We start from the raw sequence: 12,737 nt of genomic DNA on the forward strand, positions 1-12,737 counted from the left end.
GCCTCCCTGCCCTCGTGGATTGAACTGCATCGTAGCGCGAGACCGCGCGAGAGGAGTTCAAGTATGTTAACAGTCGTATCCAAATCTTGCGCGGCCGACCGTCGCGCTGTCTTCGTCGTGACAAATCACTGTCATGTTCAGATCGTCAGCGCACTCTGCAATATGACGCGCACCCGCGTCAGTCCCGCTGCGACATTTCAAGGATCGCATCAGCGACTGCCTGCGGCGTCTCACGCGCCCGCCGCACCAGCATCCGTCGCGATTTCAGGGGGAGCAGCATAGAGCCGGCTTGCCGCGTCTCAGCCGTGCCGCTTGGTGTGCAGATAGTCGGCCGAAAACAGCGCCGTGTCCTTGAGCAGCTTCAGGTCGTTGATCGTCAGCATGCGGTCGCGCAGCACGATCAGGCCGGAGCCGCGCAGCTCCTGCAGCGTCCTGTTGACATGGACCACCGACAGGCCGGTGGCATCGGCGAGATCCATCTGCGTGACCGGGAACAGGCAGGAATCGCCGTCGATCATTCCGATCGGCAGCAGGCGCTCGTAGAGTTCGCACAACAGATGCGCGACCCGCTCCAGCGCCACGCGCCGTCCGATGTTGACCGTCCACTCCCGCTGGATCGCGCTGCTTACCATGGTTTCGCACCACAGCGCCTCCTCCAGCGAACGGTCGCTCGCCAGCAGCTGCTCGAACGCCGGACGCTTGATGTCGGCGTAGGTGACCGGGGTCAGTGCGCCGATCGAATGATCCATCACCGACAGCAGATAGACGCAGGCGTCGCAGCTGTCGCCCGGCAGGACGAAATTGACGATCTGACGGCGGCCGTCCGCCAGCGTCTTGTAGCGGCAGAGCCAGCCCGACAGGATGATCCTGACGCTGTCGACCGGATCGCCTTCGGTGGCGAGGTCTTCGCCCGGGCGGGCGCGATGCAGCCCGTCCTGGATCGCCTGCTGCAGCAACGCGATCCCGCGTTCGGACAATTGCCGCATGGCGTTGAGCCGCCGGATTACCGGCTGCGCCAGATTTCCCTCGAGGATCGGGGGATGCATCTAGCTCCCCATGCTCGGCGTATGGATGGCTTGCGGGCTCATTGGTATCGCGATCGTGCAGCGGAGTCCCGACGGATTGAACTCGAGCGTGGTCTTGCCCTTGAACTCGAACGCCAGCGTTCGCTCCAGGAGATCGGACCCAAATCCCCTGCGGCGCGGCGGCGTGACCGCGGGTCCGCTGCGTTCGTGCCAGTCGAACACCAGTTGTCGCGGCTCGGCCGCATCATCGATGCGCCACGAGACGTCGATGCGCCCGGCGGTCTGGCCCAGCGCGCCATATTTCAAGGCATTGGTTGCGAGCTCGTGGATCGCCAGCGCGAAGGTCTCCGCGGCCTTGGGCTGCAGGCGGATCCTGGGACCTTTGACCTTCAGTTGCTCGTCTTCCTTCGCGTTGTACGCAAGCAATTCCTCGACCACGAGATATTCGAGGTCGACGCCGCCCTCCGGATCGCGGGTCACCAGCGACTGGGTCCGCGCAAAGGCGTTGAGGCGTCCATCCAGATGCGACGCATAGTCCTCGACGCTCGCGCTGGTCTCGGCCGAGCGGCGCGCGATCGAGCGGACCACGCCCAGCGTGTTGCGGACGCGATGCTGCAGCTCGGCGAGCAGCAGCCGCTGCCGTTCCTCCGCCCGCGTGATCGCGGTGACGTCGATGAAGGTGATCACGACGCCGGCGATGAAATTGTCGATGCTGCGGTACGGCAGGATGCGCACGATATAGCGCGTGCCGCTGTCGGGCGCGGTCAACTCGCGCTCGGCGCTGGCCAGCGTCCGCAGCACGCGCCGCACATCGTCGTAGAGCTCCTCGATCGGGATACGCGCCTTGATATGCGCGATCGGGCGGCCGACATCGGTCTCGACCAGATGCAGCAATTGCGTGATCGCCGGCGTGAAGTTCATCACCTTCAGATCGTTGTCCAGGAACACGGTGGCGATCTGGGTGCTCTCGAGGAAATTCTTCAGGTCGCTGGTGGCACGGGTCAATTCCTGCACGCGGTGCGCCAGCTCGCCGTTGACGGTGGTCAGCTCCTCATTGACCGACTGCAATTCCTCCCGCGAGGTCTCCAGTTCCTCGTTGGCGGATTGCAGTTCCTCATTGAGCGATTGATATTCCTCGTTGGAGGATTTCAATTCCTCGTTCGTACTCTCGAGCTCCTCGATCGTAGCTTGCAGCCGCTCGCGGGTGGCGCGCAGCTCGCTTTCCAGCCGCTCGACATGCTCGGTCCTGACCAGAATGTTGGGGTTGCCTTCGGCGGGCTCCGCCTGCCGGATCGGGCCATCCTTGAACAGGACGACGAAGTTGCGATGACCGGCAGGGCCGTCCTGGATCGGCTCGACCGTGATATCGACCAGCACACGATGCCCGTTGACGCCGAGTTGCACCTGCTCGGCATGCGCGGCCTCGTTGGTTTCCGCGGCACGGCTGAGCGCGGTGCGCAGCTCAAGCCTGAGGTCGCGGTGCACGAGTTGCAGCAGGTCGAGCGTCGCCGTGCCTGCGGTCGGCTCGATATAGCGGCCGGTGCGGCCGGAGAAATGCAGGATGTGAAAGTGGTCGTCGGTGATCACATAGGCCGGCGCATAGCGCTCGGCGATGCGCTGGGCGCGCCGCTCGAGGCCGACATCGTGGCCAACGGAGCGCACCGGCGGCACGTCGATCGCGGCCCGCCCGGTCGCCGTCGTGATCGGAAACTCCGGCGGCAGCCGCGTTCCGGTCTCGAGCCTCTTGAAGATGCGCGCGCGCCGGTCGACCGGCGCGAACAGCTTCGGATGTCGTGTGACGTTCTCGGAATTGCCGAGAAACAGGAAGCGGTCCGGCAACAGCGCGAAGTGGAACAGCGGGATGACGCGGTTCTGCAGCTCGCCATTGAGGTAGATCAGCAGATTGCGGCACGAGACCAGATCGAGCTTGGAGAACGGCGCGTCCTTGATGACATTGTGCTGCGAGAAGATGCACATCTCGCGCAGCTCCTTGACGACGCAGTAGGTGTCGCCTTCGCGGACGAACCAGCGCGCCAGCCGTTCCGGCGTCATATCGCTCTCGATGCTGGTGCGATAGCGCCCGACGCGGGCGGCGGCGAGCGCGCGCCCGTCGATGTCGGTCGCGAAGATCTGCACCTGCGGTACCGAGTCGAGACCGGCCATATGCTCGCGCAGCAGGATGCCGATCGAATAGGCCTCTTCGCCGGTTGCGCAGCCAAGCACCCAGACACGCACCTGCTGGCCGGCGCCCTTTCCTTCGAACATCTTCGGGATGATCTGGGTTTCCAGGACATCGAACTCCTTCTTGTCGCGGAAAAATTCCGTGACGCCGATCAGGAGGTCGTTGAACAGATGTTGCGCCTCGTCCTTGTCGTTTCTCAGGAAATCGACATAGGCGGAGATCTCGTCGATCTGCACCACCTGCATGCGGCGCTGGACGCGACGCAGGAAGGTATTCTGCTTGTAGCCGTGGAAATCGTTGCCGGTCTTGTTGCGAAGGATATCCGCGATGCGCGCAAGCGAGCTTGCTGCCGCGGCCAGCACCTCGTCGAATCCCTGTTTTTCCTCGAGCCGGCGCAGGTGGCGGGCATAGACGTCGATATGCTCGGGAATGGCCTCGGGCGGCAGGACAAAATCCGCGATCGCGACGGCCGAATTACCTTCCTCATGCGGGTTGGATTCGCCCTCCCCGATGCGTTCGGCGATCGCCAGGCCGCCATGATCCTTCAGGGTCGCGACCCCGAGCGTGCCGTCGCCACCGGTGCCGGCCAGCACCACGCCGATCGATTCCTCGGCGCGCTCCTCCGCCAGCGACACCAGGAAGCTGTCAATGGTGGCCCGCTCGGCGCGCGCCTGCTCGGCGCGCCGCACGGCGAAACGGTCGCCATGAACGGTGGTGATCATGTCGGACGGACACAGATGGATCACGCCGCCCTCGACGAGCTGTCCGTCGCTGATTTCGGACAGTCGGGCGCCTTCCGATCGCTGCAACGCTTCGCGCAACCGGGTGTCCTCGATGGCATCCCGGTACTGCAACACGAGCACGACAGCCTGGTCCGGATTGAGCCTCAGCTTCGAGAAGAACCGCTCGATGCTGTCGAGGGTGCCGGCGGACGCGCCCACACCGATGATCAGCGGCGCCTTGGACTGGCGCTCTTCGTCTCCGCTCTGGGGTTGGCCAACATCATCCATGATTGCAGCGGCTCTCATTCTCCTGCTGGCGTCTCGCCCGCGTCTTTTGATAGCAGAGTTTAGTCCTATCCCAACGGGATAGGTAGGAATTCTCCAACCTCCCGGGAACCTCGACTCCGGGATCGATTGCTCTCCAAAACCGGAAGGGTCATAGTTAGGTGATGGCAGCCGACCCGACCATAGATGGATCCGGAGAGCTCGCGGCCCTGATCAGGCGCGCGGAACGGGCGACCGCAGAAGCCCATCGCCTCATCGACGAGAATGACCTCTGGCGCCGGCGCGTCCTCCAGCAGTTTGACCACATGTTCGAACTTGGAGCGGAGTTCAGGGCAGCGAGGCGCGTGCCCGATCCTCCTCCCAGGCGCTAGTGCCGTGTCACCCGCTCCTCGAGATATGCGACCCGCTGCACGATCAAGGTTCGATGCCGCTCCCACTCGATTAAGGTCTGCTTGAGCAAGCCGACCAGCCGCTCGGCTTGCACAGTGTCGTGACCGGCCCGTTGCAGCCAATCCAGCAAATCCTGCTGGCTGCGCAGCCGCCTCCAGCCCTCCTCGATGTCGATGTCCGCCTTGACCAGCAGCTCGCGCTCGGACCGCAACTGTTCGGCCCAGTTCGCATGCTCAGCGCTGGCCATCACGGTTCCTTCCGCGCCGGTCGTTTCGGATCGAGTGATTGTAGCATGACTCGCCGGATCATATCGGCGTATTCGCGGTATTCAGCGGCGCGCGCGTCATACATTTGCGCGATCGCCGGGCGACCGCTCTGGCGGCCGTCATCGGCCATCCGGTGCACCAGTTCGGCGCGCTCCTCGATGATGCGCAGCGCGACCCGAAGCGCCTCGTCGACCCGGCCCTCCTGCTCCTTGGCAAGCGCGTCGGCCGTATAGGCGTGACCGACCTGACAGCGAAATCGCAGCGGGTGCCCCACCTTGAGCTCGGAAAGGACGCCGCCGCACCCTGGACAGGTCAGGGGCGCGGGATCAGCAATATCGACCAGCGTATCGCTGCCGACGCGCTCGCCCGCCGCGATCTTCACCTCCAGCACGATCTCCGGCGGGATCGGCAGCACCGCGCCGGCCCGCTCCCGGGCCAGTTCGGACAGCACATCGCCAAGCCGTGCACCCGGGATACAGAGATCAACCGTGGTCGCTTCCAAGGCCCTGAGCGGCATTTCGTCGGACATCGCGTCCCGGGGCTCCTGAACCAGCGCGACCCCACCGCAGCGCTTGATCGCGTTCAGGCCCGCCGCGCCGTCGGACAGCAGGCCGCTGAGCACGACGCCGATCACCCGCGGTCCGTAGTGCAGTGCGGCCGAGCGAAACAGCGCGTCGATCGCCGGCCGGACCAGGTTTTCGCGTGGCCCGCGGCCGAGCATCAGGTGGCCGTCCTGGATCAGCAGATGGTGGTCCGGCGCCGCCAGATAGACGTGACCATTTTCGATGACCATGCCGCTTTCCGCCTGCCGGACCGGCAGCTTGCCGGCGGCGCTCGCGACCGTGGAGAGAATGCCGATGCCGTGGGACGGTATGTGCAATACGACGAAGACCGCGGCCGGCAGGTCCGTCGGCAGTCGGCCCAGAATCTGCTTCAACGGTGCCGTCGCCCCAGCCGAACCGCCGATGACGATGATGTCGCGATTGGACATGGAACCTGCCTTTTCCGACATTATTTGCAACAAGACGAGCATTCGTCCTATGTTCCAATTTTGCGACGATATCACGCCGGGTACGGCCGGAATCGACATGTCCGAATTTGCACCTTTGCGCGAACGCTCACTCCTGACAGGACGGCGCGTCCTGATCGTCGAAGACGAATATTTCCTTGCCGACGACATGCGCAGCGCGCTGCGCGCGCTCGGTGCCGATATCGCCGGGCCGGCCGGCGACATCGACGATGCGCTTCGTATCCTTCACGATGGCGGCGTGATCGATGGTGCGGTGCTCGACGTAAACATCCGCAAGCAGATGATTTATCCGGTTGCGCGCGAGCTGCAGGCGCGCGGCGTGCCGATCGTGTTCACCTCGGGATACGACAAGATCGTGCTGAGCACCGAGTTCGCGGACGTCCCGCTGTGGGAGAAACCGTTCGATCATCGCGCCATGGCGCACGGGCTCGCCGGCATGATCCTGCACGGCGATCCCATGAACCAGATTGATCCGCAGGCTTGACCACCCGTCTCACGACGCCTCCGGGCGCGAATATCCGCTCGAGCATTTGCAAATGTTAGTGCGGAGATCTGCAGAGAGCCTCACGATACTGCAGTGACGATATCGGACGGGGGTGCGTAATGACCGAGATCGAAAGACGTATCGAGCTGCTGGAGCAGACGGCCGCAGAACGCGCGCTGATCGCCGACCTCTCGACCGTCACGGAAACCCGCATCCGTAACGCCCAATTGGCAGACGAGTTGCGCCTCGTCGTCGCGCAGCTCAGGACCTTGAGGCCGGGTGACGCTCATATGGTCTGATTGTCTCGGCTAACGATCTCCGGCGAACCGGCGGCGTGACGCATCCTCCCATCGTTTTCAGGAAGGACAGCGACACTGCACGATTCAACAGATCGGATCGCGGAATGCCGGCAACTGGCCGACGAAGCCGACCGCAAGGCCTCGACATCCAGCGTCGGAACGACGCGCAAGGATTACGAATTGTTGGCGCGATCCTGGCGACGATTGGCGCTGAGCTACGAATTCTCTGCGCTTCTCGAACGCTTCATCAAAGCCCGCTAAAGCATGATCCGGAAAAGTGCGAAGCGGTTTTCCGAAAAGATCATGCTCAAACAAAGAGCTAAGGCGCGATGACGATTCAACCTAATCTCATCCCGCTTTGGTCGGCCTACCGACCGATCGGGACATTGCCCGTGCCCGGCCCCACCAGCGAGAGCCCTACGTGCTGTTGTCGCGGTGAGCTTTGATCTCCATGCGCGCGCTCGCGGAATTACGCACCGATTGCCGCAGCTCGGCAAGCTGATCGTCTCGCTGATCGGCGAGCGATTTCTTTTGTGCGCGCAAAGTGTGACTTTCTTCGATGGCAAGCTGAGCGCGGGCGAACAGGGGATCGATCATCGGCGAAACATGCCACTCGATCGCTGCGTCCGCCCTGTCATGGGATAAGTCGGGGGCAGGTTTACCCAGCAAGCGGTGCGACAAACATATCAGTCCATGAGACTTCGAAAATTGTTCGAGCGCACGTTCGGCGCTCGCATCGATGCGGGCTCCATAGCCTGATAGTTGGCGAGCTGGTCCCCGTAATTGCCATCCCGCATGGTTCCGCCTCCGCAAGGTTGCGAAAGCAACGCAAGTTAGGATTTCAGGTTCCCGTACTGGCTTTCCTCTTGCGGAAAGGGTTCCTGCGTTTTACGGCCCAGAAACGTGCTGGCGGGACTTTCGGCGAGGAGTTTGCGTGCGTGGCCGACGACCCGGCTCGTCCGCCGGGCATCGTCCAGATCCGGATCGTGGGAATTGGAAAGGCGATAGATGTGCCGCTCGTTGGGCATGGGCGCGCTCCCTGGTTATGCAGGCGGGAGCACAATCGGTCTCTCAGCCACCGACGCCTACGGCAGAGCCTTGGCCGATGATGAGGAGACAACAAACCTCGGCCAGGAAAGTTGCCAACAAAGTGCCGTGCCGGGAACCACAGCGCAAAACATGCGGTGTCGTCCCTGCGAAAGCAGGGACCCATAGTCGCCGACGGCAGTTCGCTTGCTGTGCTGGAGCCACAGCCCGTTTCAACAACGCAGCCCTGTGGTTATGGGTCGGTCCCTGCTTTCGCAGGGACGACGTGCGGAAAGAGCAGCGAGCTCTCATTCTCTTTGGTGCCATTGCGCACGGGGGGCCGGGACCCATAACGCCGCTGCGCATCCCGGCGCGCGCCCATCGATCAGCGTTCAGCTCGCCAGCTATCCGGCGACGTTCATCTGCTTGCACAGCATCCCGAGAGCTTCCGCACACCCGCGCGGCTTGGTCACCACCGGGAGATGCGCATACTTCTCGGGCAGCGTGCTGGCGTCGTAGCCGGTGTACAGGGTGACCGGTGTTCCCATCGCAAGCAGGGCATCGATCAACTTGTAGGACGAGGTTCCATTGACGTTGATGTCGATCAGCGCGCCAGAGGCTCCGGAAGCGTGCGGGCGGGCTTCGTCGATCGAAGCGAACGGGCCGACGACGTGATAGCCGGCCTGTCGTGCCAGCGCGGCACAGTCATCGGCAATGAAATACTCGTCTTCCACGATCAAGATCGTACGCATAGCAGCACCTCTGCCAGTTGCGCGGATGATCGAGGTGTTAACGTTGTCGCGCTGGTTGGGTTTCCCGACGCGCGCCGTTCCGCGCACCTTCAGGACAGCGACTATGGCCTATTTCAGAGAGCGGGGTATTTCGACGCCGAGGTGGGACTGGTCCCGTTTTCAGGCACACGCCGTCAGCTACCGGCCACCAGCAACCCAAGGTACAGCCAGAGTACAATTGTCACGGTCATCGTTGCTGCGAAAAAGTAGCGGTCGATGAGATTCATCAACTGTACCTTCGGCTGACTATGGCGGATATCGAATCGCGGTCGAAACATCATTCGCTGTCGCTTGTCATCTCTCTGCCTGGTTCCGGCATTTACATATGAGAGATCGGTGATCCCGCCCGGAGATGCCTTGTTTGCCGATGTCGAAGAACAAATCAGTCGCCGTCACCGCTAGGCTGTGCGGATGCGCCGCTCCAAGGCGGCAAAGGAAGGAACGAGGATCGGCGCCTGCGGTTGGAGCCGGCGAACGCAATGCGTCAGCCAAGAACCGCCGCCACTATCGCTGCCCGACGTCCCGCCCGGCCTCGCCATCAGTCGAGCACGATCATCACCGGACGGATCAACCTGTAGCTGTTGTGATTGTTTTGGGAAGGAGTTGGCTCCATGAAGGCAACGATCGAACAAAGAACGACCGCCGGCAATCTCGACCTGCTCGACCGCTACTGGCGCGCCGCCAATTACCTTTCGGTCGGCCAGATCTATCTTCTCGACAATCCGCTGCTCGGCGAGCCGCTGCGCAAGGAACACATCAAGCCCCGCCTGCTCGGCCATTGGGGCACCACGCCGGGCCTGAATTTCGTCTATGCCCATCTCAACCGGGTCATTCGCGCGCTTGATCTCAACGTCATCTACATTTGCGGTCCCGGACATGGCGGTCCGGGCATGGTGGCGAACACTTATCTCGAAGGCACCTACAGCGAGATCTATCCCGACATCGGCCGAGACGCGGACGGTCTGCGCAAACTGTTCCGGCAGTTTTCCTTCCCCGGCGGTATCCCAAGCCACGCGGCACCGGAAACGCCCGGCTCCATTCATGAAGGTGGCGAGCTCGGCTATTCGCTGGTCCACGCCTATGGCGCGGCGTTCGACAATCCGGATCTGATCGTGGCCTGCGTCGTCGGCGACGGCGAGGCGGAAACCGGTCCGCTTGCTGCATCGTGGCACTCGAACAAGTTCCTGAATCCCGCGCGTGACGGAGCGGTGCTGCCGATCCTGCATCTCAACGGCTACAAGATCGCCAATCCGACGGTGCTCGGGCGGATGGGCGACGAGGAAATCCGCAGCCTCTTTCGCGGCTACGGACATGAGCCGCTTTTCGTCGAGGGCGACGATCCGATGCCGATGCATCGCGCCATGGCTGCCGCCCTCGATGACGCGCTTGCGGCAATTCACAAGATCCAAACCGAGGCGCGAGGCGGCAAACGATCGGAGCGGCCGCGCTGGCCGATGATCGTGCTGCGCAGTCCGAAGGGCTGGACCGGTCCGAAGGAGGTCGACGGGCTCAAAGTCGAGGGCTTTTGGCGCGCGCACCAGGTACCGATCGCGCAAGTCCGCGACAACCCCGCGCATCTCAGGCTGCTTGAAGACTGGATGCGCAGCTACCATCCCGAGCACCTGTTCGACAAGGATGGTGCGCTGATCCCGGAGCTCCAGGCCCTCGCCCCGACCGCGAACCGCCGGATGGGCGCCAATCCGCACGCCAATGGCGGCCTTTTGAAACGTGAGCTCCGGCTGCCGGATTGCCGCGCATTTGCCGTCGACGTGAAGCATCCGGGTCAGACGGTCGCCGCAGCGACCCACGAGCTCGGAAAATACCTGCGCGATGTCCTCAAGCTGAATGCGGATGCCGGCAATTTCCGCATCATGGGGCCTGATGAAACCGCCTCGAACCGGCTGGATGCCGTGTTCGAAGCCACCGACCGGGTCTGGATGGAGCCGACCGAGCCGTATGATGTCCATCTCGCTCAAGACGGCCGCGTCATGGAAGTCCTCAGCGAGCACCTCTGCCAGGGCTGGCTGGAGGGCTATCTATTGACCGGACGTCATGGCTTCTTCTCCTGCTATGAAGCGTTCGTCCACATCGTGGATTCAATGTTCAACCAGCACGCAAAATGGCTGAAGGTCTCGCGCCAATTGTCGTGGCGGCGTTCGATCGCTTCGCTCAACTATCTGCTGACGTCGCATGTCTGGCGCCAGGATCACAACGGCTTCAGTCACCAGGATCCTGGCTTTGTCGATCTGGTCACCAACAAGAAAGCCGACATCGTCCGTGTCTATTTCCCGCCCGACGCCAACACGCTGCTATGGGTCGCCGATCACTGCCTGCGAACCTACGATCGGATCAATGTCATTGTCGCCGGCAAACAACCGTCCGCGCAATGGCTTTCGATGCAGGACGCCGCCACTCATTGCGATGCCGGCATTGGCATCTGGACGTGGGCCGGAACCGAGGATGCCACACGCGAGCCCGATGTCGTGATGGCTTGCGCGGGTGACGTTCCGACGCTGGAGACGCTCGCCGCCGTTGATCTGCTGCACAAGGCCCTCCCCGACCTCAATATCCGCGTGGTCAACGTCGTCGACCTGATGACGCTGCAGCCGAGGCAACAGCACCCTCATGGCCTCAGCGATCGCGACTTCGACAGCCTGTTCACGCGCGATCGCCCCGTCATATTCGCCTACCACGGCTACCCATATCTGATCCACCGGCTCACCTATGGCCGGGCCAATCACGACAACATGCACGTGCGCGGCTTTGTCGAGGAAGGTACGACGACCACACCTTTCGACATGGTCGTTCTCAATGGGCTCGACCGCTATCATCTCGCGATCGAGGTGATCGAGCGCGTGCCGGGGCTCGCCACCAGGGCCGCACAGATCAAGCAAGGATACCGGAACGCCTTGATCGCGCATGCGCGATATGTGCGCGAGCATGGCGAGGACATGCCGGAGGTTCGAGACTGGGTCTGGCCGAACGGCACTGCCGGCGCCACCCCTGCCAAATTCGGTGGTTGAGCCATGCCGACGTCCGATGCGGTTCTGGTCGTCAACTCCGGCTCGTCGAGCATCAAGTTCGGCGTTTTCGATGCTTCGCATACCGATCCCACGCTGCTCTGCAAGGCACAGATCGACGAGCACGAGGGCGCGTCGCGATTGGTCTTCACCGATCCAGCCGGCCGCGCGTCGTTCGCGTTGGAGCAAGCCGAACCAGATGCGTCGCCCGATCGGCTGTTCGCCGATGTCCTGGCACGGATCGAACATCATCTCGGCGAGCGGCTGCGTGCCGTCGGGCATCGCGTCGTACACGGCGGCCGCGAATTTCCGCGACCGGTCGAAGTCAATCGGACGGTGCTTGCCGTCCTCGACGCCCTCACCCCGCTGGCGCCGCTGCATCAGCCTCGCTGCCTGACGCCAATCCGGGCAATCAGCGCGATCCGGCCGGAACTGATGCAGGTCGCATGCTTCGACACGTCGTTCCATCATGGCATCGCGCCGCCCGTCAATCGGTTTGCGATCCCGAGACATCTCGAACGCGCCGGCATTCGGCGCTACGGCTTTCACGGCCTCTCCTTTGAATATGTCGCAGGCCGCCTTGCCGACATCTCGGCGGAGTTTTCCGCGAAGCGCACCGTGGTGGCGCATCTCGGTAATGGCGCGAGCCTTTGCGCCATGCGCAACGGCCGGAGCATCGACACCACGATGGGTCTGACGCCTCTCGACGGCCTGGTCATGGGGACCCGTTGCGGCACGATCGATCCGGGCGTTCTGCTTTACCTCCAGCAGCGGCACGGCATGTCGGTCGACGACCTTGAGCAGCTGCTTTATCACCAATCGGGCCTGCTCGGCGTTTCGGGCGTGTCCTCCGACATGCGTGTCTTGCTCGCAAGCCAGGAGCCTGCCGCGAAGGAAGCGGTTGATCTCTTCACGTTCCGCATCGCGCAACAAGTCGCCGCTATGGCTGGCACGCTGGGCGGATTGGAATGCCTGGTGTTCACCGGCGGTATCGGCGAGCACGCGAGCGAAGTTCGCAGCCAGGTCTGCGACCGACTGGGATGGCTGGGTGTCCAGCTCGATCGATCGGCCAACACCGCGGCACAGCTGCACATTGCTGGCAAGGACAGTTCGGTGGACGTGCTCGTCATGGCGACAAACGAGGAAGCAACGATCGCTCACCACTGCGCAGCCTTGATCTCGGGAACCTAGGATCGACGAGAGGCGCTCCTGCGGCA

11 protein-coding genes are annotated in these 12,737 nt (G+C 63.0%); 4 read left to right on the plus strand and 7 right to left on the minus strand.

Annotation, left to right across the window (positions count from 1 at the left end; genetic code table 11):
- Positions 1 to 299: 299 nt before the first annotated feature.
- The 4 genes from ACVWY5_RS17135 to ACVWY5_RS17150 all read right to left on the minus strand — a co-directional run bounded on the left by ACVWY5_RS17135 (position 300) and on the right by ACVWY5_RS17150 (position 5,861).
- Positions 300 to 1,046 carry a Crp/Fnr family transcriptional regulator gene (locus ACVWY5_RS17135; protein ID WP_028331977.1) on the minus strand — a complete coding sequence of 249 codons (747 nt, stop codon included), beginning with the start codon at positions 1,044 to 1,046 and terminating at the stop codon, positions 300 to 302.
- The gene (locus ACVWY5_RS17140) at positions 1,047 to 4,217 is read right to left on the minus strand and encodes a CheR family methyltransferase (RefSeq protein WP_028331976.1); all 3,171 of its coding nucleotides are present in this window, start codon (positions 4,215 to 4,217) and stop codon (positions 1,047 to 1,049) included.
- Positions 4,218 to 4,581: 364 nt separating this feature from the next.
- On the minus strand, positions 4,582 to 4,851 hold the full coding sequence (locus ACVWY5_RS17145; RefSeq protein ID WP_028331974.1) for a hypothetical protein: 270 nt from the start codon (positions 4,849 to 4,851) through the stop codon (positions 4,582 to 4,584).
- A complete protein-coding gene (locus ACVWY5_RS17150; protein ID WP_028331973.1) occupies positions 4,851 to 5,861 on the minus strand; it encodes a chemotaxis protein CheB in 1,011 nt (336 codons plus the stop codon). Before ACVWY5_RS17150 ends, ACVWY5_RS17145 begins: the two co-directional genes overlap by 1 nt.
- 97 nt (positions 5,862 to 5,958) lie before the next feature.
- Here ACVWY5_RS17150 and ACVWY5_RS17155 point away from each other — a divergent pair, with 97 nt between their 5' ends.
- Both ACVWY5_RS17155 and ACVWY5_RS17160 read left to right on the plus strand, forming a co-directional pair.
- Positions 5,959 to 6,384: a response regulator gene (locus ACVWY5_RS17155; RefSeq protein WP_028352427.1), complete on the plus strand. Its 426-nt coding sequence runs from the start codon at positions 5,959 to 5,961 to the stop codon at positions 6,382 to 6,384.
- 119 nt (positions 6,385 to 6,503) lie between these two features.
- Entirely contained in the window at positions 6,504 to 6,683 is a 180-nt protein-coding gene (locus tag ACVWY5_RS17160; protein ID WP_321177271.1) for a hypothetical protein, read from the plus strand.
- Positions 6,684 to 7,100: 417 nt separating this feature from the next.
- Here the strand turns inward: ACVWY5_RS17160 and ACVWY5_RS17165 are convergent, their stop codons facing one another.
- The 3 genes from ACVWY5_RS17165 to ACVWY5_RS17175 all read right to left on the minus strand — a co-directional run bounded on the left by ACVWY5_RS17165 (position 7,101) and on the right by ACVWY5_RS17175 (position 8,461).
- The gene (locus ACVWY5_RS17165) at positions 7,101 to 7,280 is read right to left on the minus strand and encodes a hypothetical protein (protein WP_028331971.1); all 180 of its coding nucleotides are present in this window, start codon (positions 7,278 to 7,280) and stop codon (positions 7,101 to 7,103) included.
- A gap of 236 nt (positions 7,281 to 7,516) precedes the next feature.
- On the minus strand, positions 7,517 to 7,711 hold the full coding sequence (locus ACVWY5_RS17170) for a hypothetical protein (RefSeq protein ID WP_028331970.1): 195 nt from the start codon (positions 7,709 to 7,711) through the stop codon (positions 7,517 to 7,519).
- Positions 7,712 to 8,113: 402 nt separating this feature from the next.
- Complete coding sequence (locus ACVWY5_RS17175) at positions 8,114 to 8,461, minus strand: response regulator (protein WP_028331969.1); 348 nt, start codon at positions 8,459 to 8,461, stop codon at positions 8,114 to 8,116.
- A gap of 650 nt (positions 8,462 to 9,111) precedes the next feature.
- Here ACVWY5_RS17175 and ACVWY5_RS17180 point away from each other — a divergent pair.
- Both ACVWY5_RS17180 and ACVWY5_RS17185 read left to right on the plus strand, forming a co-directional pair.
- Complete coding sequence (locus tag ACVWY5_RS17180; protein ID WP_028331968.1) at positions 9,112 to 11,523, plus strand: phosphoketolase family protein; 2,412 nt, start codon at positions 9,112 to 9,114, stop codon at positions 11,521 to 11,523.
- A gap of 3 nt (positions 11,524 to 11,526) precedes the next feature.
- The gene (locus ACVWY5_RS17185) at positions 11,527 to 12,711 is read left to right on the plus strand and encodes an acetate/propionate family kinase (RefSeq protein ID WP_028331967.1); all 1,185 of its coding nucleotides are present in this window, start codon (positions 11,527 to 11,529) and stop codon (positions 12,709 to 12,711) included.
- Positions 12,712 to 12,737 lie beyond the last annotated feature (26 nt).

This window comes from Bradyrhizobium sp. USDA 3256 (genome assembly GCF_054058275.1).